Annotated in this window: 22 protein-coding genes; 19 read left to right on the forward strand and 3 right to left on the reverse strand. The window is 41.3% G+C overall.

Features of this window, described 5'->3' with window-relative positions:
* Window positions 1-5: 5 nt before the first annotated feature.
* From qatA to SULKU_RS13100, 10 genes are all read left to right on the forward strand, one after another.
* Window positions 6-1889: a Qat anti-phage system ATPase QatA gene (gene qatA / locus SULKU_RS13055; protein WP_013449855.1), complete on the forward strand. Its 1884-nt coding sequence runs from the start codon at window positions 6-8 to the stop codon at window positions 1887-1889.
* Window positions 1889-2716 carry a Qat anti-phage system associated protein QatB gene (gene qatB, locus SULKU_RS13060; protein ID WP_013449856.1) on the forward strand — a complete coding sequence of 276 codons (828 nt, stop codon included), beginning with the start codon at window positions 1889-1891 and terminating at the stop codon, window positions 2714-2716. The genes qatA and qatB overlap by 1 nt, the downstream gene beginning before the upstream one ends.
* Entirely contained in the window at window positions 2713-4062 is a 1350-nt protein-coding gene (gene qatC / locus SULKU_RS13065) for a Qat anti-phage system QueC-like protein QatC (protein ID WP_013449857.1), read from the forward strand. Before qatB ends, qatC begins: the two co-directional genes overlap by 4 nt.
* Window positions 4063-4066: 4 nt before the next feature.
* On the forward strand, window positions 4067-4810 hold the full coding sequence (gene qatD, locus SULKU_RS13070) for a Qat anti-phage system TatD family nuclease QatD (RefSeq protein WP_013449858.1): 744 nt from the start codon (window positions 4067-4069) through the stop codon (window positions 4808-4810).
* Between the two features lie 268 nt (window positions 4811-5078).
* Complete coding sequence (locus SULKU_RS13075; protein ID WP_013449859.1) at window positions 5079-5525, forward strand: c-type cytochrome; 447 nt, start codon at window positions 5079-5081, stop codon at window positions 5523-5525.
* An 8-nt stretch (window positions 5526-5533) separates the two neighbouring features.
* Window positions 5534-6916 (forward strand): cbb3-type cytochrome c oxidase subunit I, encoded by a 1383-nt coding sequence (locus SULKU_RS13080; RefSeq protein WP_013449860.1) that lies wholly within the window; start codon window positions 5534-5536, stop codon window positions 6914-6916.
* On the forward strand, window positions 6916-8682 hold the full coding sequence (locus SULKU_RS13085) for a nitric oxide reductase activation protein NorD (RefSeq protein ID WP_013449861.1): 1767 nt from the start codon (window positions 6916-6918) through the stop codon (window positions 8680-8682). The genes SULKU_RS13080 and SULKU_RS13085 overlap by 1 nt, the downstream gene beginning before the upstream one ends.
* Window positions 8683-8695: 13 nt before the next feature.
* Window positions 8696-9487, forward strand: a complete 792-nt coding sequence (locus SULKU_RS13090) for a CbbQ/NirQ/NorQ/GpvN family protein (RefSeq protein ID WP_013449862.1) — start codon at window positions 8696-8698, stop codon at window positions 9485-9487.
* Window positions 9480-10079 (forward strand): cytochrome c oxidase subunit 3, encoded by a 600-nt coding sequence (locus tag SULKU_RS13095; protein ID WP_013449863.1) that lies wholly within the window; start codon window positions 9480-9482, stop codon window positions 10077-10079. The genes SULKU_RS13090 and SULKU_RS13095 overlap by 8 nt, the downstream gene beginning before the upstream one ends.
* Before the next feature lie 8 nt (window positions 10080-10087).
* A complete protein-coding gene (locus SULKU_RS13100; protein WP_013449864.1) occupies window positions 10088-10348 on the forward strand; it encodes a cytochrome C oxidase subunit IV family protein in 261 nt (86 codons plus the stop codon).
* Window positions 10349-10354: 6 nt separating this feature from the next.
* Here the strand turns inward: SULKU_RS13100 and SULKU_RS13105 are convergent, their stop codons facing one another.
* Entirely contained in the window at window positions 10355-10768 is a 414-nt protein-coding gene (locus SULKU_RS13105; protein WP_013449865.1) for an RrF2 family transcriptional regulator, read from the reverse strand.
* 250 nt (window positions 10769-11018) lie between these two features.
* On the opposite strand from SULKU_RS13105, the gene SULKU_RS13110 reads away from it, so the two are divergent.
* From SULKU_RS13110 to SULKU_RS13125, 4 genes are read left to right on the forward strand one after another with little or no spacing between them, the layout of a single operon-like run.
* On the forward strand, window positions 11019-12296 hold the full coding sequence (locus SULKU_RS13110; RefSeq protein WP_013449866.1) for a TolC family protein: 1278 nt from the start codon (window positions 11019-11021) through the stop codon (window positions 12294-12296).
* On the forward strand, window positions 12280-13224 hold the full coding sequence (locus tag SULKU_RS14645; protein ID WP_013449867.1) for an efflux RND transporter periplasmic adaptor subunit: 945 nt from the start codon (window positions 12280-12282) through the stop codon (window positions 13222-13224). The genes SULKU_RS13110 and SULKU_RS14645 overlap by 17 nt, the downstream gene beginning before the upstream one ends.
* Entirely contained in the window at window positions 13221-14357 is a 1137-nt protein-coding gene (locus tag SULKU_RS13120) for an ABC transporter permease (protein ID WP_013449868.1), read from the forward strand. The genes SULKU_RS14645 and SULKU_RS13120 overlap by 4 nt, the downstream gene beginning before the upstream one ends.
* Complete coding sequence (locus SULKU_RS13125) at window positions 14358-15053, forward strand: ABC transporter ATP-binding protein (protein WP_013449869.1); 696 nt, start codon at window positions 14358-14360, stop codon at window positions 15051-15053.
* A 20-nt stretch (window positions 15054-15073) separates the two neighbouring features.
* On the opposite strand, the gene SULKU_RS13130 is transcribed toward SULKU_RS13125, so the two are convergent.
* Complete coding sequence (locus tag SULKU_RS13130) at window positions 15074-15760, reverse strand: superoxide dismutase (RefSeq protein WP_013449870.1); 687 nt, start codon at window positions 15758-15760, stop codon at window positions 15074-15076.
* A gap of 96 nt (window positions 15761-15856) precedes the next feature.
* A complete protein-coding gene (locus SULKU_RS13135; RefSeq protein ID WP_013449871.1) occupies window positions 15857-17065 on the reverse strand; it encodes an NnrS family protein in 1209 nt (402 codons plus the stop codon).
* Between the two features lie 148 nt (window positions 17066-17213).
* Here SULKU_RS13135 and SULKU_RS13140 point away from each other — a divergent pair, with 148 nt between their 5' ends.
* The 5 genes from SULKU_RS13140 (at window position 17214) to SULKU_RS13155 (ending at window position 21907) form a co-directional block, all read left to right on the forward strand.
* A complete protein-coding gene (locus SULKU_RS13140) occupies window positions 17214-18458 on the forward strand; it encodes a hypothetical protein (protein ID WP_013449872.1) in 1245 nt (414 codons plus the stop codon).
* A 139-nt stretch (window positions 18459-18597) separates the two neighbouring features.
* On the forward strand, window positions 18598-20712 hold the full coding sequence (locus tag SULKU_RS13145; protein ID WP_013449873.1) for a ribonucleoside triphosphate reductase: 2115 nt from the start codon (window positions 18598-18600) through the stop codon (window positions 20710-20712).
* Window positions 20709-20885 (forward strand): anaerobic ribonucleoside-triphosphate reductase, encoded by a 177-nt coding sequence (gene nrdD, locus SULKU_RS15355; RefSeq protein WP_013449874.1) that lies wholly within the window; start codon window positions 20709-20711, stop codon window positions 20883-20885. The genes SULKU_RS13145 and nrdD overlap by 4 nt, the downstream gene beginning before the upstream one ends.
* Window positions 20851-21534: an anaerobic ribonucleoside-triphosphate reductase activating protein gene (locus SULKU_RS13150; RefSeq protein WP_013449875.1), complete on the forward strand. Its 684-nt coding sequence runs from the start codon at window positions 20851-20853 to the stop codon at window positions 21532-21534. The genes nrdD and SULKU_RS13150 overlap by 35 nt, the downstream gene beginning before the upstream one ends.
* 70 nt (window positions 21535-21604) lie before the next feature.
* A complete protein-coding gene (locus tag SULKU_RS13155; protein WP_013449876.1) occupies window positions 21605-21907 on the forward strand; it encodes a c-type cytochrome in 303 nt (100 codons plus the stop codon).
* Window positions 21908-22158 lie beyond the last annotated feature (251 nt).

Below are 22158 nucleotides of genomic sequence, written 5' to 3' on the forward strand. Positions count from 1 at the left end.
ATAACATGGTGCTTCATGATAATGAAACAGCAATAGATTTTTTGTATTATGAGTCTATCGCACAAACTATTAAAGAATTACTTGATGATGCAGATGATAAACCAATGACTATTGGAATTCATGGTGATTGGGGTGCAGGGAAGTCTAGTATTTTAGCCATGATAGAAGCAGCTTATTTGAAAGATGAAAAAGTTCTCTGTTTAAAGTTTAATGGATGGCTGTTTCAGGGTTTTGAAGATGCAAAGCTTGTTTTACTTGAAAAAGTTATCTCTGAAGTAACTGCAGCTCGTTCTACTAAAGGTAAAGTTAAAGAAAAAGCCAAATCTCTTTTTAAACGTATTAATTGGATGAAAGCGGCTAAAACGACTGGGCAAATAGCTTTTACATATCTATCAGGAATACCTTCGCCCGAACTATTGACACAAATAAGCCAATCAGCTAAAAATATAATGGAACATCCGACGGAAGAGCTTTCGTTAGAAACTCTCAAAAAACTGGCCGAACCGTTTAAAGGCATAATTAACGAGGAAATTGAAAATTCAAACATACCACATGAAATGCACGCTTTTCGTCAAGAATTTGAAGAATTACTAGAAGAAGCGAATATTGATCAATTGGTTGTTTTAATTGATGATCTTGACAGGTGTCTGCCAAAGACGACCATTGAAACACTAGAAGCATTGAGACTCTTTTTGTTTGTACCAAAAACTGCATTTATTATAGCCGCAGATGAAGCTATGATTGAATATGCAGTTAAAGAACATTTTCCTAATCTACCAAATACAGTTGGCGCGACATCTTATGCGCGTAACTATCTTGAAAAACTCATTCAAATACCTTTCCGTATACCAGCTTTAGGTGCTACAGAAACACTTACATATGTCACATTATTATTAGCGATGCGTTTACTTGATGAGAAAAGTCAAGGATTCAGTGTACTTAAAGAACTATCAAAAGAAGCTATTCAAAAGCCTTGGATAGGTAATACGCTAACAGTTGAAGCAATCAATAACGCTATTACTGATCCTACAGAGCAACAGCAAGCCCGAGAAGCATTAATGTTGGCCAAACAAATTAGTCCAATGATAAGTGATGGAACTAATGGAAATCCTAGACAAATCAAGCGTTTTATTAATAGTTTGATGTTACGTAAACAAATTGCCCAAGCAAGAGGTTTTGGTCAAGAGATTACTTTGAATGTTTTATCAAAAATAATGTTGGCTGAAAATTTTAACACTGAATTCTATCGTCAACTCAATATTTGGGTTTCTAATTCCTCTAATGGTAAAGTGAAGGAACTCACGGAACTGGAAAAATTGGGAAATGATGGTATAGAAAAAAGTTCACTAGATCCTAATATAGGGGCAGAGTGGATTACTCAATGGTCAGATTTATATCCAAAGTTATCAGATATAGATTTGCGTCCGTATCTATTTGTAACAAGAGATAGAAAAACGCGTTTTGGAGTAACTTTTCAATCTGATGACATGCATGAACTTGCAGATAAGCTATTGGGAAGCGAGATGGTAGTCGCAGGAGAGAAAGAAACTATTAAAGGTTTGACCACATCAGAAGCAGAAAAACTATATCAATACTTAGAAAATGCTGTTACTAATAATGGTAATTGCAAAGATAGACCTGATGGTATTATTGGCATAAACTTATTGATAAAAATGCATAAAGGTCTACAAACTAAATATTGTACATTACTGGAAACTTTTTCAATTGAAAATTTGGGTGGTTGGATTGTCCAACCTATTGATATGTTTACTGAACCGGTAGCTAGACAACAATATAAAAGATTGCTAACGAAATGGAAAGATCAAGAAGAGAATAAGACGCTAAGCACTTTTGCAGAGCAGACTTTTAAATTAATTAAAGGTAACTAATGGGCACATCTAGTCAATTTGGAGGTACAACTGTTGGACTTGTTCCAAGTTGGGTAGATGATCCTACTCCGGCTCCTGCTGATTCAGAAAAAGGGAAAGAAACCGTACAAAACCCCCTTGAGAATACAACAGAAACACCTGACAAAATAAGAACTTTGCCTTTTCAGGGTGCAAAAGCTAATTACAGTAGATATCTGAGATCTGGCGATCAAAGATCAATGAACAATGCACTCAAGTCCTATGGAAAAGCTACTGGCGGCACAGGTGGAGCCACTAGAAGAATGGGCACATCTCGTACAACTGCGGGAGGCTTAGCGCATTTTATTGGTGCACTGGGAACAGGTGGTGCACAACAAGCAATACGAGAGTTTAACTTGTCTAATTATGCAGGACAGTCTGCCAGTGATGTGTTATTTGCTTTATCTGAAGTTATATGTCCACCGGGTGGAACTATTGATGAAGGTATTGCGAGAGATGCAATGCATGAGTCAATTGGTGAATTGATAAATTCAGGTATTACAGACCTCGATTCCATGAATGAAGCTCAAAGACAAGAATTGCTCATTAACTACTTTACTCATTCCATTCAAGGACGTATTGTTAATGATATTGGACATGGAACTGTAAAAATACCTTCAAGCAATGAAGAAGTCGAAAGACTTGAAAAGTCATTAGCTCAATTCACAAAAGGACTAGTACGAGTCGCCGTTGAAAGACATTTTAAAGAAAAATCTGTTTTCAACCAGAATGAAATGGCTCATATAATAGACAATATTTATCAAGAATCATTTGCATTATTGACTGGCTTGGCGGAGGTGCTTAAATGAGTCGACACAGCTTAATAGCTCACTATGGGAAAAAAGAGGCTGTAACAGTCCAAAATACAAGCATTACGGATAATTTCATAATTCATCCTGAAAGTCATCTGCAAGAGTTTGGATTTAATTCCACATTACATGATTTGGCCGAGCTCGGTTTAACCGTGAAAGAAGTGGCTATAGATTTATTTCTTATAGCCATGAGTGTGTATGCAGCGGACACAAGAATTTCCCGGAAATATCATGCTCAAGACGAATGGACTAGGGAAATTGATATATATCTCCCCGTAAGTAATAGCGATTTATGGCATCGGAACACACAACTATTATCAAATCTTCTTCAGTTCTTAACTGGTGACCGATGGACATTTCATTTTCGATCACGGCCTGCAGAGTATAGAATATTAGCCCATACAGCAAGGCCAGACCTGTTTACAGAAATCGACCATATTTCACTTTTATCTGGTGGGTTAGATAGCTTTATTGGTGCGATAGATACTCTTGATTCTGGTCAAAAACCATTGTTTATATCACATCACAATGATGCTGTGACCAGTTCAGTCCAAAATTATTGTTTAAATGCTTTGAAAGAACATTTTGGTGATGACAGTTTTTATAGTATCAAATCGCATGTTGGATTTTCAAGCGAATTATTTAGTTCTGGATATGAAGATACAACAAGGAGCAGATCATTTTTGTTTTACACATTGGCTATACTGGCTGCTAGTGCATTACCTAGAGATAGAAAAGTTATTGTGCCAGAAAATGGGCTCATTGCTTTGAATGTTCCATTGGATACCCTAAGACTTGGTGCTTTGAGTACACGCACTGCACACCCATATTTTATTGCTAGACTTAATCAATTAGCAGCAAAACTGTCACTTGATGTCGATATAGAAAATCCATATCGTCATCAAACAAAAGGACAGATGATTGACGAATGTAAAGACAAAAGTTTTTTAAGAGCACATATAGCTGAGACTATGTCATGTTCAGATCCAAAAAAAGCACGATGGCAAGGTCATTCGCCTCAACATTGCGGTTATTGCTTACCTTGTTTAATACGTAGAGCTTCTATCAAGCATGGATTTGGAAAAGATGAGACTTCCTATGGGTTAGCATTGACAGATAATGCGATCAATAGTCGTAATGTTGAGGGTATTCATATCCGGTCATTCCAAGTGGCTTGTCAAAGACTTCAGAATAAGCCTCATCTTGCAAAGATATTGATCCATAAACCAGGGCCATTAAGTGATGCACCTAATGAAATTCCAAAATATGAAAAACTTTATCAAGATGGGATGCAGGAAGTATATGGATTGGTAAAAGACATTGTAGTAAAGCCAATGGAATAGTGCAATGAAGACACAATATGTAGATTACCATTGCCATTTGGATTTATATCCAAACCATTTAGAATTATTGGCTGAATCTCAAAAAAATGGAATAGCTACATTAGCAGTGACGACAACACCTAAAGCTTGGAAAAAAAATGTTGATATGGCATCTGAATATGACCAAATTCGAGTTGCACTTGGGTTACATCCTCAGCTGATTTCGGAACGTGCAAATGAACTGAGTCTTTTTGAGGAATTACTTGATTCAACTCGATTTGTTGGAGAAATCGGTTTGGATGCTGGAAAAAAGTTTTATCATTCGTTTGAACAACAACAGCAAGTTTTCCAAGCTATACTGAGAATGTGCGCACAATATGAAAATAAAATAATTTCAATTCATAGTGCATACAGTAGTACAAAAGTATTAGATGCATTAGAGAAGAATTTTTTTCCCAATAATGGTAAAGTGGTTCTTCATTGGTTTACTGGTAGTAAAAAAGATTTTCAAAGAGCAATTGAAATGGGGTGTAATTTCTCAATTAATCAAGAAATGCTTAAAAATGAAAAGATTTTTTCAAATATCATCAATATCCCTATAACTCGTATCTTAACTGAAACAGATGGACCTTTTGTTAAGCATAATAGTACGTCGATTAAACCTTTAAATATTAAAGAATTTATTACACACTTAGCAAATTTACTGTCTTACGATAAAGAAGAATTACGTCTGCAAGTTCTTCAAAATTTAGGTAAGCTTGAAGAATAAGATATATTAAGAATGATGTCGGAAAACCTCATTTTTTAGTATTCGTATATCATATTATTCCGACAGTGTTTTTCGTATAGATTATTGCGGATCTTTTGGTTCTAAAAGCAGAGGAGGGGAGAGTGTGCGGAAAACACTTATTATTCATACATAGTCTATCGGCTTACTAAAAAAGTAAATCAATTATATACTATGTAAAGGTAGAATTAAAATAATCCTGCTACTATTTTATTACTACATATAGGTAGAATTAAATATAGGAGCTGAAATGTCTGAACGTATTACTAAAAATATGGCCAGAAATATTTACTTTGGCGGGGGACTTTTCGCGATTTTGGTTTTTACCGGACTAACTATAGATACCGTTAAACAAATTCCAAAGCTAAGCCATGATGACAAAATCACTGAGTCTGTTGCTCGGGGAAAAGTGGTATGGGAAGAGAACAATTGTGTCGGTTGCCATACGATCATGGGGGAGGGGGCGTATTATGCTCCGGAGCTTGGGAATGCATTTCCTCGTCTTGGTGCTAATGATGAAGCCGCGTTTAAAACGTATCTGGTAGGATGGATGGCGGCACAACCGCTCGATACACCCGATAGACGAAAAATGCCGCAGTTTCACCTGAGCCCGGAACAAGTGAACAATCTTGCAGACTTTTTGATTTGGACCTCTCGTGTCAACAATCAAGAGTGGCCGCCAAACATTAAAGGATAAGGAAGATTATGAAATATTCATCTCAAATGGTCGCAAAACCATATTTTATTTTTGCACTCATTCTTCTGGCAGGGGAGATTGTTTTTGGCCTTAGTATGGGGGTTCAGTATTTGTACGGGGATTTTTTATTCCCAGCGATCCCTTTTAATGTTCTTCGTATGGTTCATACGAACTTGTTGATTGTTCTTTTATTATTCGGGTTTATGGGAGCAACCTATTATCTGATTCCTGAAGAGAGCGAACGGGAACTTTGGAGCCCGATGTTGGCCAAAATCACCTTTTGGGTATTTGCGGCGGCGGGTGTAGCAACCATCTTGGGTTATTTATTGGTCCCTTATGCGACATTGGCGGAGTTAACCTATAACAATCTGTTGCCGACGATGGGGCGTGAGTTTTTGGAACAGCCGACGATTACAAAAATCGGGATTGTTCTGGTCGTACTATCGTATATTTTAAACGTGACAATGACGGTGATTAAAGGACGTAAAACGACCATATCGGTTATTTTGTTGACGGGTCTATTTGGGTTAGCGTTCTTCTTTTTGTTTGCGTTTTATGTACCTGAAAATCTAGTCATGGATAAATTCTTCTGGTGGTTTGTGGTCCATTTGTGGGTTGAAGCGACATGGGAACTTATCTTGGGTGCTCTTTTGGCGTTTGTTCTTATTAAAACGACCGGAGTTGACCGTGAACATATCGATAAATGGCTCTATTTGATTATTGCGATGACATTGATTTCCGGACTTGCGGGAACAGGGCATCACTTTTTCTTTATCGGTACCCCTGGGTATTGGTTATGGATCGGATCGATTGCGTCTGCGGCAGAGCCTATCCCCTTTTTCCTAATGATTTTGTTTGCTTACAATATGGCAAAAAACCGTCGTATCCAACATGACAATAAAATCGCGTTGACATGGGCAAAAGGGACAGCGGTTGTCGGATTTTTAGGAGCAGGTGTCTGGGGCTTTTTGCACACACTCGCACCGATCAACTACTACACACACGGTACACAGTTGACCGCAGCACACGGACATCTTGCCTTTTTCGGTGCGTATGTGATGATTTGTTTTACATTGATTTCGTATGCGATGCCGATTCTTCGCGGTCGTCTTCATGGAAACGGTCCTAAAGCTCAGAGTGTAGAACTTACCAGTTTTTGGATGATGGTGATCGGAATGATCGGTCTGACGTTGGCACTGACTGCTGCTGGTATTATGCAAATAGAGATGCAACGCCTACGTGATGTTGCGGATGCTTTGGATTTCATGAGTGCACAAGAAGCTATTAGCACGGTGTATGGGGTTCGTTTGGCTTTTGGTGTGATGGTTCTTTTAGGACTATTGACCTATTTTTACAGTTTCTTTGTCAAAGAAGAGAAAGTAAACGCGTAATGGATGAAAAAGTCGGTAAATTCTGGGATCATTATGTCACGAAAAAAGCCTCTCGTCTTTTTAAAGCTGAAGAGGTCACTTTTGCGGATATTGCCAAAGGGTTAAAACTCTTTTATCACCTCTTAGGGGGTGAAAAAGCCAAAGAGCTCCATATTACCGACAAACGCTCCATCCAAACGTCACGAACACTCACGGAGAGATTCTCAGGGACGGGTAAAACTTTTTTCCTTGCTTGGCAAGATGAAAAAGGGATTTATCTCCCTGCCTCTCTGGCTTATTTTCCTGCTAAAACACACAATAAGATGCACTATTACTGGTTGATCGCGATGCTTGCGAACATCACGGTTAATCGTCAAAACATATCCTCTGAAAACATTAGAGTGAGTGATCTCCTCATCAAAAAATATCCCGGATTTCGTGAATTTTATACGTATAGCCAGCGCTATTTACGTGAATATTATCCTGAATTATCTACGATTGAACCTTCCCTAGAAGCCTCATCAGTAGATAATTATCCCAATCCGTTATGGATTTATCCGCCCCTCGCTAGTTCCAACAAACTCCTCTCAAGCGATGATGAAGAAGAGGTACACAGACAAAGAGATGAGGAGAATAAAACCGAAATCTTGAAAATGAAGAAAAAGAGCGAACAAATCGACGATAAAAAAGAGACGGACGGACTACTCCTCTTTTTACCCGAGTCGATTATGAGCCTGATGGAGCAGGTGAGGGTTGATCGGCAGGAAAATGACAGCTTTGATGAGGATGCACTCTATAATGCCGAAGATTTAGAGGAGATCACACTGGGGCAAAAAGATGCCAATCTCTCCGCCCGCATCAAAATGGATTTAGACATCTCTGCCAACAGCGTAGAAGAATATCCTCTGGGCAAAGGACATTTTATTGATGAGTGGGACTATAAAAAAGAGCTCTATCTCAAAAACTATGTCTGTATAAAATCCATTATTTCGCTCCATACCGAACCCATAGAATTGCCAAAGCGACTCCAAAAAATGATGCGTCGTATTCAAAGCGAACTCGATTTGATGGAACTAAACCGTATTAAAAGAGACAATCTTCCTTACGGTGATGAGATCAATATCGAGTCGTGGATCGATTACAAAGGACATCAAAACCGTTCAAACCATCCACAGCGATTTTTCCAAACGTATGAGAGAAAGATGCGTGATATGTCGACACTGATATTGGCGGATGTTTCTCTCTCCACTGAAGCAGGGATAACTCAAGAGATACGGGTCATCGACATGATACAAGATGCGTTGATGGTGTTTTCCGAATCGCTTCACCGACTTCGAGATCGCTTTGCCATCTATACCTTTTCCTCGATCAAAAACACCAAGGTCAACTTTCACATTATTAAAAATTTCAAAGAGAACTACAGCGACACTATTAGAGGACGGATTCATGCTATTAAGCCCGGATATTACACCCGTATGGGGGCTGGGATACGAGAGAGTGCCAAGATTTTAGATAAACAGCAAAGCGCCAATAAGCTTCTGTTGATTTTAAGCGACGGAAAACCCAATGATGTTGATCGCTACGACGGACGCTACGGGATCGAAGATACAAAAAAAGCGATCGAAGAGGTAAAGAAAAAGGGTATTACGCCGTTTTGTATCACGATCGATATCGATGCAAAGGAGTATCTCCCTTATCTTTTTGGACGAAACTCCTATGCAGTAATCCGCGATGCCAAAAAACTCCCCAAAGTGTTACCCGAAATCTATATGAACTTGACCAAATAAAAGGAATATTGCTATGTCTAAAACGTACTATTTACCCCAAGGCAATGAGGTTGAGCTTTTCAAAGCGGCGGCTGGGATGAACCTCCCTGTGTTGATCAAAGGGCCGACAGGGTGCGGAAAAACTCGATTTGTGGAAGCGATGGGGGAGGAACTGGGGCGTGATGTGTATACGGTGGTGTGTCATGATGATCTTAGCGCTGCTGATTTGGTCGGTCGCCATTTGATCGATGAGAACGGGACGTATTGGCAAGATGGGCCATTGACTAAGGCCGTCCGTCATGGCGGAATCTGCTATCTCGATGAGATTATCGAAGCACGCAAAGATACGACGGTCGTTTTACACTCCCTTGCCGATTATCGCCGAGTTCTTCCCATCGATCGTACCGGCGAAGTGATCACGGCTCATCCTGATTTTATGCTCGTGGTTTCGTATAATCCGGGATATCAAAATGTGTTAAAAGGGATGAAACCCAGCACCAAACAACGTTTTATATCCCTCACCTTTAATTATCCAAAAGCGGAGATAGAAACCGAGGTGATCGTTAAAGAGAGTGGAGTAGATCAAAAGATCGCCCAAAAACTGGTGGCAATAGCGGGTGAGATCCGCCAATTAAGCGATAGTGATATCCAAGAAGCGGTATCGACGCGATTGCTTATTTATGCCGGGAAATTGATTGCCCACGGGTTTGATCCCTACCAAGCGTGCATCCACTCGATTGTCGAATCTCTCAGCGATGAAGAGGATGTGTTAGCGGTGCTCGAAAAACTGATCTCACTCCATTTTATCAAAAGCATACATGTCTGAGATTCTCGTAGATAAAAAAAACTATCCGCCTGGGGATTTTGCGATTTGGATCATCGTCTACGTTGAACTGCTTACTTTTGGTTTGTTGTTTGTAGGGTACGCCTATTCTCGTAGAGTCAACCTGCAAATGTTTAATGATTCTCAGCTTCTGCTGAATCAAACTATCGGTTTTATCAATACGCTGATTTTGATTACGAGCAGTTATTTGATCGTCAGGGGTGTTGAAACGATAAAAACGATGCAATTGCATCACCGCCATGAGGTAAGTATACGCGCTTCGAAATGGCTTTTAGGTGCAATGATGTTGGGTAGCATCTTTCTCGTTTTAAAACTATCCGAATTTTCCCATCTCTTTGCTCAGGGTATTACTCTCAGTACGAATACATTTTTCATGTTCTATCTGCTGCTTACGATGTTTCATTTCATGCACGTTACCTTGGGTGTAGTGATCCTCTATAATCTCTATCGTAAAACTAAAAATCAAGGTTACACCCCTATAGATTGCCGTGGGCTTGAAACGGGTGCGATTTATTGGCATTTAGTCGATTTGTTGTGGATTGTCCTCTTTCCTTTAATCTACATCATGCGTTAGGAGAGGGAATGAAGCTACACGCAGAAGATATTTTTGCTGTTTTGGTCGTTTTGTCGTTTTCGGCTTTTTTGGTGGGTTACTTGGATCTTTTCAGTGGTTTTTTTGCTATCTTTTTAGTGATTAGTACGTTTTTCAAAGGGCAGTTAATCAGTGATTATTTTATGGATTTAAGAGAGGTAGACTATAAATATCGTCTTATTCCAACCATATGGCTGGTACTGGTTCTCTCGCTGATCGGTGTTGTGTATATGCTTCCCGTATCAGCGTAAAACTCTCTAGAGTTTTGTCTCTTTATTGTCCAGCAGTGATGCTAGTGTCGTGGTAGTGAGCATCGTCTCAATCAGCTCTTTGGGCTGAACCCATTGCTCATGCAAAGCACATGGATTCGAAGCATCGCATTTCTCAAACCCCAAGATACACCGTTCATGCTCCAACGGCTCTCCAATCGCTTCGAGGATATCACGCAGACGAATTTGATCCGCATTTTTAGCCAAACTTATCCCCCCCTCACGACCGCGAGAGGCGTTGACTAGTCCCTTTTTGACCAAATCCGTCACCATTTTGGTGAGATATTTGTAGGGAAGAACGAGCTCTTGGTGGAGAACATTGACGGAGTGGGATGACTCATGATGGCGGTAGAGATACGATAATACCCGAATGGCGTATTCAGCGGTTTTGGAAAAATGCATCGACACTCCTTTTAGTGATATTATGCACTAAAACGAATTTATCCGTTTTAGTGGCAAGGACTAAAGTCCTTTGCAATCCCCTAAAGCTTCCCGCATCTTTCGGATGCAGGAGAAAAACGGAATGATTCGCCCTTTTTTAAAAGTGCGTAAGGTCAGATAGTTATTAGAATTGTAGCCAAAAAGTAGGTTAATTTTTGATTTACAATACAACTTCTACTTTGTGGTAGTATTTCATTAAAGAAGGAGATTAATGCGATTTACATTACTTACTATAGCGCTCATCAATATTCTAGTCACTAATCTCTGTGCAATCACTCTCGAAGAAGCTATTAGATCGGCGTTGAAGACTCATCCAGAGGTAGAAATTGCCCGTTTAAATCATGATATATCGGGTAAAGAGGTACAAAGTGCGCGCTCTAATCTCTATCCGCATATCGAATTGAATGCGGAGTATTATCCTACTAAAACCTTTGTAATGCCCTCAAATGGTGTTTTTTCAACACGGCATGACGACGCGGTTCATGCCGATATCAGTGCCACCTATACGGTGTATGATTTTGGACGTACGCAAGAGCGTCTTAAAGCATCTGCGTCAGCATCTTTAGGAGCAAAGGAACAAAGCCGATATCATCAGGAAGTCGTGATTGAACAAGTAGTCCAAAACTACTACACAGCAGCCTATTTGAATCGTCTCACACAAACAGCGGAAGCCACCTCTCGTTATTACGAAAAACTGTATCAAAAAGCACTTCATATGCGTCAAAACGGTCTAAAAACTCAAGCAGATGAATCACGTTTTAAAGCGTCGTGGCTGGAGGCTCAAGATCTTTTACACTCAAAGCGTACTGAATATCGTAAAAGCCTTTATGCACTTGAACATTTGATCGGTGAGAGGGTTGAGTCGATTGATGGAAACGAACTCGATCGTGCAGTGGAAGAGAAGAGGATTCCATCGATCGAGTCGATGCAAGAAGAACTTCTCCAAAAAAGTCCAGAATTAAAAAGATTAGAAGCTGCTCTGGCTCAAGCGAGATCAAACTACAATGCGTCTAAAACACTAGGGTATGGAACTTTATCAGCAGTTGCGGGTTACGGTGTCGATCGCTCACTCTCATCATACGATAGCAGCTACGTAGGGCTAAAAGGGAATTTACCGCTGTTTGATGGGGGATATCTCGATGCTCAAATGCAAAAAAGTGCTTTGAGTGTTCAGATAGCGCAACAAGAGTATGAAAATACTAAAAAACAATTGTTTGAGGAGCTCTTTAATGCTGCAAGCGACCATGAGCAAGCAATCCAGAGTATAGAAGCGAAAAGGGGACTTATTGACGCTTTAGAGCAAACTCTCCATTTAATGGAGGGTCGATATACCCAAGGATTAGCAACATATGTTGACGTTTTGGAAGCTCAAAATGCTTTAGATAATGCGAAAAATGGCTTATCATGGGCTAAACTCACTAAAATCGTCCGTTTTGCACGGATAGAGAGACTATTAAACAAAGGATGCATCGATGAAATTTGCCGATAAAAAAATCATAATAGGGTTGATCGTTCTCATACTCGGCGCCATCGTGTTGAAAAAAATGTTTTGGGTTTCTGAGGCACCAATACCTGCGGTAGAGAAAAACACTATTGAAACGAATAGTACAGTATTCGGGACTGGAACGCTTGAAGCCGAAGAGATTGTCATTCTTGCCCCAAAAACGACGGCAAAAATTCAAAATCTCTATGCGGATGAGGGGGACATGGTACATGCAGGTCAAGTTTTGGCGGTAATGGAGCCATCAGAGTTGACCGCTGCGCTTCATGAGGGGGAAGCCTCCATCGCGAAAAGTCGCTCTCAACTCTCTGCTGCAAAAGCCGCACTAAAAGATTTGAAAGCCAAAGCGCACCTTGCCGATCAGACATTAGAGCGATACAGAGAACTACTCAAAGGGGGCTTTGTAACGCAAGCCGAATATGATAGTGCTTATGCCTCGGCGCAAAGTGCTTCGGCTCAACTGGAAAGTGGACACGAAAATATAAAATTGCTCACACTGGATGTAGAAAAATCAGGGGCAGCAGCGGCAGCTCAACGGCTGAAAATCGATGATTTGTCGCTTCGCTCACCTTTCGATGCGAAAGTCATCTCCAAAAATGGGGAAGTAGGAAGCACCATCAGCGCCGGTTCCGCCGTATTTCGTTTGGTGAATCCTAAAACCTACTGGGTTAAACTTTATATCGATGAACGTCAAAGCAGAAAAGTAAAAGTTGCCCAAAGTGCAACCATAACACTACGCTCCTATCCTGATCAAACATTTGAAGCACATGTGGCTCGAATCGGAAGTGAAAGCGACCGTGTTACCGAAGAGCGGATTGTGTATCTCGCATTCAAACAACTTCCAGCAGAGCTTTATTTAGGTGAACAGGCTGAAGCGTATATTCACATCAGCGATTCTCTCGGAGAGAAGCGATGATCAACCTCGCACAGAGGGATATCGCCCATTCGTTGGGGAAATTCATTACGACCGCATTCGGAGTGGGGATGCTGATTGGGGTAGTATTGATCATGATTGGTGTTTATCGTGGGATGGCTCATGATGCGATGATCGTACCAAACGACATTGCCCCAGATGTATGGGTGGTGCAGAAAGACACATTGGGTCCTTTTGCTGAAAACTCACGGTTGCATGAAGATCTCAAATATTCGCTCAAAGCGCTCGCTGGGGTAAAAGAGGTTCATCCTTTAACGTTTCAAAGCATTCAAATCATCGGAAAAGAGAAGCCGATCCGCCTTTACGCGCTAGGATATGATGTCTTAAGTGGATTTACACCCTTTCACCTCTCAAAAGGGAGGAAAATACGGATACCGACACAAGAGATTATCGTCGATTCAAAATCGGGATTTGAACTCGGAGATCAGATTTCTCTGGGACGAGATGAATACACCGTGGTTGGCCTCACACACAAAGCGGTTTCTTCAGGAGGGGATCCGATGCTTTATATGGGTCTCAGAGAGGCTCAAGAGTTACAATTTCTTTTTAGCAACGACCAAATCCGAAACGATCGAAACCGAGGGGTTCAGAGCACTTCCCCCCAAACGGTTAATACCTTTGCACTGAAACTTCACACAGGGGTAGAGATTCAGCAGGTTATTCAAGAGATCAAACGATGGAAACATCAACAGGCTTTTACCCAAGAAGAGCAAGCCGAAATTTTGACAAAAAATTTGATCGAACGTTCCGCAAAGCAAATCGGAATGTTTACGGTGATTTTGCTCATTGTTTCATCGGTCATTATTTCGTTGATTATCTATACGATGACAATCAATAAGATCAAAGAGATTGCGATTTTGAAACTTATCGGTGCTTCCAACTTCACCATTACGAAGATGATAGGGCAGCAGTCGGTACTGTTAGGATTAATCGCCTTTATTGCAGGAAATATTTTTGCCCATGCCAGTGCCGATATTTTCCCCAAAACAATTATTCTCGTAGCGCAAGATGCAATGAAACTGTTTGTTGTGGTTATGATTGTCAGTATTTTGGCATCTATTTCAGGTATTCGAACTGCTTTGCGGGTTGATCCTTCCAGCGCGATAGGGGGCTAAATGAAGCACAGTGTCATTAAATGTGAAGGTATCGAAAAAACCTACGGGAGCGGAGACAGTGCTGTTTTAGCTATCAAAAAAGCTGATTTTGAAATCTACTCAGGAGAAACGGTAGCTTTGCTAGGACCCAGCGGATCAGGGAAAACGACGCTTATTACGATGATCGGTTGTATCACCGAACCCAGCGGGGGTAAGTTGACGCTAAGCGGTGAATGTGTTTACGATAGCGGGTGGACGATACCCGATACGAGAAAAATTCGACGCGAAAAGATAGGGTTTATTTTTCAATCACACAACCTGATTCCCTTTTTAAATGTCCGCGAAAACATCACTTTGGTTCCACAAATGAACGGTGTAGGAGTGAATGAAGCTAACACAAAAGCAGTTGAACTTCTCGAATATCTGGGGGTAGGGGATAAGCTCGAAAAAATGCCCTCAGAACTTTCAGGAGGGCAGAGTCAGAGGGTAGCAATTGCACGATCTTTAGCAAACAATCCTCAAATAATCCTCGCGGATGAACCTACCGCCGCACTTGATTCACAGCGAGCTTTGTCGGTGATGGAGTTGCTTCGTTCACTGGCGCATGAACATGATGTCGCGATTATCGTCGTTACCCATGATGAACGGATGCTCCCTCTTTTTGACCGAATTTTGCGGGTGGAAGATGGAGTGGTTTTGGAAATGGCAAATTCATAGAGAGAGTGAAATTGACAATTTTATGAGATCGATTCAAATCGTTTATTCACAACATCCCAGTTAATATTTTTCATAAATGTCTCAACATACTCTTTGGCATTCGCACCAAAATCCATTTGATAAGAGTGTTCGTACATGTCCAAAGCCAGTAGAATCTCAGAATCCCATAACCCGTGCATATGATCCCACGACCATACATTTTCGACACTTTTAAGGCGATGATTGTAAACGAGAAGTATCCATCCAGATCCTCCGCCCAAAGAGAGAGCAGCTTTTTTAAACTCGTTTTCCCAGTTTTGTGTTGTTGTAAATACCGCAGAAATTTTATTAGCCAGAGCAGGTGACATTTGCCCTGATGCTCCAAGATTGTCAAAATGATATTCATGTAAAATCATCGAATTGACAGCTACCATCTGCTCGCGCTTGAGTGAACCGAGTTCAAAAGGTGCACTGGAAGAGGGGAGTGAAGCGATCTTTTCTTCAATCATTTTGGCTCTTTTGACAGCTCCTCCATAATTGTTTTGATGATGCGAGAGGATGATTTTCTCTGAAAACCCATTTAGTTTTTTAGGATTAAAGGCGAGGGGTCTGGGAGTATAAATCTCTGATTGAAGTTGACGTTGCAGTACTTGTGGTGTAGTGTCGGCTCCCATAATCGACGTTGCGGTTACCAGTGTACTCAATGCGATAAAATCCCGACGTTCCATTTAAAATCCTTACGTATGATATGAACCTATTTGTATCCAAATAAAGCATAATTCATAATTAAGACTATTTTGTCTTTAATTATTTTTCTTGTTTAATCATCTTGTCTTTTTTCCAAAAATAAGTGTCTCTCCATATCGGATACTCCACGCTATAAAAAGGAGTATCCATCCTGTAGATGCGATATCAAAAAGCCATCCATGTGATGCTCCGAGTGCCGTATCGATAGAGAGGACTAAACGCGCGAGGACGATGATTTGTGTCCACCAAAAAAGGGCGATCGTGAGTTTGTCCGCATATGGCGGCTGTCCTGAATGACCTAATGTAACACGTGTTCCAAACCCGATCAGTACAGTGGTTAAAAAACCGAGTACGAGCAGATGTGCCCCTGCAAAGAGAAAATCAAGAGAGGTTAGTGCTTCAATAATTTGAAGTATCCCACCGATCAAGAGTCCTGCTGGAAGCCAAAAGAGAGCGAGATGTAAAATCCATACAATCGCGGGGGAATGAAACGGGTGGAGGTTCCAGCGTAAAAACTCACGTAAGAGATAAAGGGCAAGGAGGATGCTGATAACCGCTTCGCCAATTGCAAAAGCACTCATTGCCAATAATGTTTTAATAATCAAAAATCCAAAAACAGTTTCAACAAAATAGTTGGATTTAGCTTCTTGTGAATGACTGAAAAAAGGGATCATCCGTTGCGCGACAGAAAAAGTGAGAAAGACAAAAAAGAAGTTTACGATGATCGGAACGATGATCTCAAACCATCCTTGAAAATCCCAAATCAAACTGATACCGTAAGCGATAATCCAGAGGAGGTGCGATGCGAGTGCAATACCATGTGCGATCAATATCCAATAGGGGTCTTGTTTTAGAGGAGATTGTCCGATTTTATAGACCCAGTGAAGGGTAAAAATCGCCATCACATGGGCAAATAAGCCTGCACACATCGCCACTAAAACCATCCATGGTGACACAAGCGAACCGATAAAAAAGAGAATAGATGCAATTTGATAGAGCCATACGATTCGGATGTAAACTTCTTTGGGAATGGTCATAGCGGTACAAAAACGGGGAAAAGTCGTAAATAAAAACCCGTGAAAGAACTGAGCAAAGACGATAAATGCGAGAGAGTAAAGGTGAAACTCGCGCTCAGAGACGGCTAGGGGTATGACACCTTTATGGGAGAGGGTGAAAAGAACCATTGATGCGATAGCCCACAAAACACCAAAAACGAAAAAAGGCTGATGGGGCTGGGATAAGAAATAGTTTTGTTTTTTTTGGGCAGTAGTTGAAAAGGTGCTCATAAGGGAATCCTCTGAAAATATTCGGGAGTATAACGAGATACTAAAGGGAAGATATTGACGAAGGTCAAGAATATAATTTGACCTGAGTCAATTTTTTGACCTTCTGAAAGTGATACAGTTCTCTTATATTCAATATAAGGATGTGAGAATGAAACGTTTAGTATTATCTGCTATTTTAGCCCCTGTATTATTTGGTGTTGCACCTTTGAGTGCTGATGATGGTTTTAGCCTCTTTAGTAATACCAAATACAACGGAGAAGTACGTGCTCGTTATGAAAATGTTGATGATGAGAATAATGCAGTGCAACAAGCCAATGCTTACACGGTTAGAGCGATGCTTGGTCTTGAGACGACGCTGTTCGGAGTGAATGGATTGAGTATGAAAGTGGATGGAACCACCGTACAAACCCTCGGAGGTACCAAATATAATGACCTCTCCCCGACCAAGTTTACCAATTACGATGTTGTTGCTGATCCGGAACAAACCCGCTTTACACAAGGGTACATTCAGTATAAAATGGGGACGACAACACTCAAAGCAGGTCGTCAAATCACCAATCTCGATAATCAACGCTTTATCGGCTCGGTAGATTGGAGACAAATGCCTCAGAGTTTGGATGCCCTCTCGGTTACGAATACTTCCATTGCAGGATTGAATCTCTATGGAGCCTATGTCTACAGTTATGCAACGGTATTTAATGAACCGACACAAGAGAGCGAATCGGTTTTACTGAATGCAACCTATAAAGTCAATGATATGCTCAAAGTCACTGCTTATGATTATATGCTCTCTTTGGAAAAAGCTCAATTCGCAGCCGATACCTATGGAGTGGCTCTCAGTGGTGATGTATCCGCAGTTGGAGCTAAAATCGCTTATCGTGCAGAGTATGCCAAACAAACCGATTCGACCTTTGATACGACGATCACGAATATCGAAGGAAAAAACGATGCCGCTTACTACAATCTCGAAGCCACGGCAAGTATGATGGGCCTTTCACTGGGTGCCGGATATGAGTTTTTGAGCGGCACAACAGGTAGCGATGGAAAAACCAAATTTCAAACACCATTGGCAACGCTTCACAAATTCAACGGAACAGCCGATAAATTTCTCGCTACTCCGACAGGGGGGCTCGTCGATACCTCTGTGAGTCTCGGTTATGGTGCAGCGGGATTGGGTAATGCTCTTGTGAGCTACCATGATTATGAAACCGACGTAGCTATGAGCGGAAAAAGTGATTTGGGAAGCGAATGGGATCTTCAATACGCTAACGCTATTCCAGGCGTAAAAGGGCTAAACGGTCTCATCAAAGCCGCCTATTATGATGGCGGGGATGTGGCAACGTACACAAAAGACGTTACTAAGCTTTGGTTACAGCTCGGATATAAATTTTAAATCTCTTTTATAAAGGCCTTTTGGCCTTTATTTCCTCTCCTCTTTTTCCCTTAATTGACCCAAGTCAAAGACAATCATTTCATAATCAAATACAATAACCTCTATAAAATTACGGATCAATTTTTGAGGAGATTCAGCAATGGCGAGTATTCAGCGTGTGATCAAACGAGACGGTTCTTCAGAGCTGTATCACCCTTTTAAAATTGAAGATGCGATTCGAAAAGCGTACGAGAGTGTGCAAGTCAGTGTGAATGAAGATGTTATTACGGAAATACTGTTTCAGGTAATGTATCACTCTGTTTTCGAAGTGGAAAAGATCCAAGATTTGATCGAAGAAGAGCTGTATAAATCGGGTGCATTTAGTGTGATGAAATCGTTTATCACCTATCGTTTTTTACATAAAATGCAACGGGAACATATCCTAGGTTTTGGAGAAGATACCACCTACGTCAACTCGACTCAAAGTGTTGAAGAGTATATTCACAAATCCGATTGGCGTGTCAATGCCAATGCCAACACGGGCTATTCCAATGCGGGACTCGTCAATAATTTAGCGGGTAAGGTGATTGCAAATTTTTGGCTCGATAAAGTGTATGCTCCTCATGAGGGTGCAGCACATCGAAACGGCGATATTCATATCCATGATCTCGATTGTTTGACTGGATATTGTGCCGGATGGAGTTTGCGGGCGCTATTGAATGAAGGGTTCAACGGGGTACGGGGACGTGTCGAGAGTGCTCCGCCGCGTCATCTGCGAGAAGCACTGGGGCAAATGGCTAATTTTTTAGGGATTTTGCAGTCCGAATGGGCAGGGGCGCAGGCGTTTAGCTCATTTGATACCTATCTGGCTCCGTATGTTTTTATCGATGCGTTGCCGTATTCGGAAGTTAAAAAATCAATACGGGGGTTTGTTTATAATCTCAACGTCCCAGCACGCTGGGGGCAATCACCTTTTACCAATGTAACGATAGACTGGGTCGTGCCCGAAGATTTACGTGAGCAATTTCCAACCTACCGCGATCATCATCTGTTTGAAGAGATAAGCGAAACTGCCCATCATCAGAGAAAACTACATGAGCGTGGTAAGCGGCTCCTCAAAGAGCTGACCTATGGCGATTTTCAAGCCGAAATGAACATTATCAACCGTGCCTTTTATGAGGTGATGACCGAGGGGGATGAGGGGGGACAGCCGTTTACCTTTCCGATCCCTACGGTTAACATCACGGAGGATTTCGATTGGTATGGAGAAAACACCGATATTTTGTTCGAAAATACGGCGAAAATCGGTTCCAGCTATTTCCAGAATTTTATCGGGAGTCAGTATATCCGTAATGAAGTCGGTGATTTGATAGAAAACCCCCATGCCTATAAACCCGGAGCGGTGCGGAGTATGTGCTGTCGGCTGCAGCTCGATCTGCGCGAACTGCTCAAACGGGGGAATGGACTTTTCGGCAGTGCGGAGATGACGGGGAGTATCGGAGTGGTGACGATCAATATGGCACGTTTGGGATACCTCTATAAAAATGATTATGAGGGGTTGATTCGAGCGTTAGATACTTTGGTAGAGATCGCCTATTCGACATTGGAGAAAAAGCGGATGTTTGTTCAGGATATGTTTGAGCGCGGGCTTTATCCTTATACCGCCCGCTATCTCAAAGATTTTCGGAACCACTTTTCGACGATCGGTGTCAACGGGATGAATGAAATGATCCGTAATTTCAGCGGAGACAGCGACGATATTTCGACGATGGCAGGGATCGATATGGCCCAAAATATTCTCGATTATCTACGTGAGAGAATGCGCTTTTTCCAAGAAGAAAGCGGAAATCTCTACAACCTCGAAGCAACCCCGGCGGAGGGGACAACCTACCGATTCGCCAAAGAGGACAAAAAACGCTACCCCGATATTATCCAAGCAGGTGAGGGGGAAAATATCTACTATACAAATAGTTCTCAGCTTCCGGTCGCTTTTACAGATGATCCCTTTGAAGCACTAACGCTCCAAGACGAACTCCAGTGCCGTTATACTGGGGGAACTGTTTTGCATCTGTATATGAGTGAGCGGCTTAGTTCCGGTGAAGCGTGCCGACGTATGGTAAAGAATGTCATTACCAACTTTCGTCTACCCTACATCACAGTAACACCTACTTTTTCGGTTTGCCCCGTGCATGGATACCTGAGCGGCGAACATGAGTTTTGTCCAAAATGTGATGAGCAGATACTGAGTCAAACCCAACAAAAGGAAAACAAATGAATGCGCACCAAATTTTAGAAGAAAATATCTCTAAACGGACCCGTTGTATGGTCTACACCAGAGTAATGGGATATCACCGTCCGGTAGAGAGTTTTAATCTCGGTAAAAAAGGGGAGCACAAAGAGCGTCAGTGTTTCCATGAATCGCACAAACGTCATGCTGCCGCTGTATGATATAACCCCGTTTACCCTCCTCGATTTTCCCGATACACCTGCGGCTATATTTTGGTTTGCAGGGTGTAATTTACGATGTCTCTACTGCTATAACCCCGATATTGTTTTAGGTGAAGGACGTATCAGTGTAGAGCAGGCTCTATCGATACTCGTAAAACGGGTCGGCTTTTTAGAAGGGGTTGTTCTCAGTGGCGGTGAATGTACTCTCTATAGCGATTTGATCCCTTTTTGTCATTCCATAAAAAATATGGGATATAAGATTAAAATAGATACAAACGGGATGCGTCCCGATGTGATTCGACAGCTCTTAGAAGCAAATCTTCTTGATTATGTGGCGCTTGATTACAAAGCACCGGATTCAAAAATGAAAGATATCTGCGGAGGCGGTTCAGAAAAACGATTTTGGGAGTGTTTCGACACGCTTCAGTCCTTTAATATGAAGTTTGAAGTACGAACGACGTTCCATTCTGATCTCCTTAGCGAAGAGGAAATAATCATGATGAGCAATAAATTGAAAGCGATGGGGTATCAGAATCCCTTTTATGTACAGCTTTTTCGAGAGGGCGTCAAAACATTAGGGATGGTAGAAACCCCTATGCATTCGGCAGATATTGAACTTTTATCTCAATTCGTCACACTTCGTCAATAAATTGACTTAGGTCAAAGCTTTTGGTTTTGAAACAATCTATAATTTTCCATATCAACAGTAGGAGCTTTGTATGAAAAAAAGTTTAATGGTAGTAGCAACATTGATCGCTTTAGGTTTTGTGAGTGCTCATGCAGCAGAAGATGGTGCAGCACTTTATAAAAAATGTGTATCCTGTCATGGTGCCGCTGGAGAAAAAGCGGCACTCGGTAAAAGTAAAATCATTAAAGAAATGAGTGCCGCACAAATTACAACTGCACTGAAAGGGTACAAAGATGGCAGTTACGGCGGAGCACAAAAAGGTCTTATGAAAGGGCAAGTAGCATCCCTCAATGATGCTCAAATCACTGCACTCGCTACTCACATCGCAAAATAATCTTCTTCACCCCTCGGGGTGATCTTTCCAGACAGTGTTTCCTTTCTTTTGCTTGACCTCCTATAGAAGAAAATCACTGTTTGGACAAATCTACTTTTCAACTCTTTTTAGTTTATAAATTCATCATTCCTTGACTCAGGTCAATTTTTAAAACTACTTATTACATTAGAATTATCAGTGTAAATAAAAAGAAGGCGCCTCTGAAGAGTTTTTTGAAAAAGAATTTTTTAGAGGTGCCAACAAAAATAATC

The sequence above is a fragment of the Sulfuricurvum kujiense DSM 16994 genome (genome assembly GCF_000183725.1).
Classification (GTDB): Bacteria; Campylobacterota; Campylobacteria; order Campylobacterales; family Sulfurimonadaceae; genus Sulfuricurvum; species Sulfuricurvum kujiense.

What these genes read in the sequence shown, in the direction of transcription:
- SULKU_RS13075 (WP_013449859.1), top strand. Translation starts at nt 5,079, where the DNA reads ATGTCTGAACGTATTACTAAAAATATGGCCAGAAATATTTACTTTGGC.
- SULKU_RS13145 (WP_013449873.1), top strand. Translation starts at nt 18,598, where the DNA reads ATGGCGAGTATTCAGCGTGTGATCAAACGAGACGGTTCTTCAGAGCTG.
- SULKU_RS13140 (WP_013449872.1), top strand. Translation starts at nt 17,214, where the DNA reads ATGAAACGTTTAGTATTATCTGCTATTTTAGCCCCTGTATTATTTGGT.
- SULKU_RS13150 (WP_013449875.1), top strand. Translation starts at nt 20,851, where the DNA reads ATGAATCGCACAAACGTCATGCTGCCGCTGTATGATATAACCCCGTTT.
- SULKU_RS13095 (WP_013449863.1), top strand. Translation starts at nt 9,480, where the DNA reads ATGTCTGAGATTCTCGTAGATAAAAAAAACTATCCGCCTGGGGATTTT.
- SULKU_RS13090 (WP_013449862.1), top strand. Translation starts at nt 8,696, where the DNA reads ATGTCTAAAACGTACTATTTACCCCAAGGCAATGAGGTTGAGCTTTTC.
- SULKU_RS14645 (WP_013449867.1), top strand. Translation starts at nt 12,280, where the DNA reads ATGAAATTTGCCGATAAAAAAATCATAATAGGGTTGATCGTTCTCATA.
- nrdD (WP_013449874.1), top strand. Translation starts at nt 20,709, where the DNA reads ATGAATGCGCACCAAATTTTAGAAGAAAATATCTCTAAACGGACCCGT.
- SULKU_RS13125 (WP_013449869.1), top strand. Translation starts at nt 14,358, where the DNA reads ATGAAGCACAGTGTCATTAAATGTGAAGGTATCGAAAAAACCTACGGG.
- SULKU_RS13085 (WP_013449861.1), top strand. Translation starts at nt 6,916, where the DNA reads ATGGATGAAAAAGTCGGTAAATTCTGGGATCATTATGTCACGAAAAAA.
- SULKU_RS13105 (WP_013449865.1), bottom strand. Translation starts at nt 10,768, where the DNA reads ATGCATTTTTCCAAAACCGCTGAATACGCCATTCGGGTATTATCGTAT.
- qatC (WP_013449857.1), top strand. Translation starts at nt 2,713, where the DNA reads ATGAGTCGACACAGCTTAATAGCTCACTATGGGAAAAAAGAGGCTGTA.
- qatB (WP_013449856.1), top strand. Translation starts at nt 1,889, where the DNA reads ATGGGCACATCTAGTCAATTTGGAGGTACAACTGTTGGACTTGTTCCA.
- SULKU_RS13155 (WP_013449876.1), top strand. Translation starts at nt 21,605, where the DNA reads ATGAAAAAAAGTTTAATGGTAGTAGCAACATTGATCGCTTTAGGTTTT.
- SULKU_RS13110 (WP_013449866.1), top strand. Translation starts at nt 11,019, where the DNA reads ATGCGATTTACATTACTTACTATAGCGCTCATCAATATTCTAGTCACT.
- qatA (WP_013449855.1), top strand. Translation starts at nt 6, where the DNA reads ATGGTGCTTCATGATAATGAAACAGCAATAGATTTTTTGTATTATGAG.
- SULKU_RS13130 (WP_013449870.1), bottom strand. Translation starts at nt 15,760, where the DNA reads ATGGAACGTCGGGATTTTATCGCATTGAGTACACTGGTAACCGCAACG.
- qatD (WP_013449858.1), top strand. Translation starts at nt 4,067, where the DNA reads ATGAAGACACAATATGTAGATTACCATTGCCATTTGGATTTATATCCA.
- SULKU_RS13080 (WP_013449860.1), top strand. Translation starts at nt 5,534, where the DNA reads ATGAAATATTCATCTCAAATGGTCGCAAAACCATATTTTATTTTTGCA.
- SULKU_RS13100 (WP_013449864.1), top strand. Translation starts at nt 10,088, where the DNA reads ATGAAGCTACACGCAGAAGATATTTTTGCTGTTTTGGTCGTTTTGTCG.
- SULKU_RS13120 (WP_013449868.1), top strand. Translation starts at nt 13,221, where the DNA reads ATGATCAACCTCGCACAGAGGGATATCGCCCATTCGTTGGGGAAATTC.
- SULKU_RS13135 (WP_013449871.1), bottom strand. Translation starts at nt 17,065, where the DNA reads ATGAGCACCTTTTCAACTACTGCCCAAAAAAAACAAAACTATTTCTTA.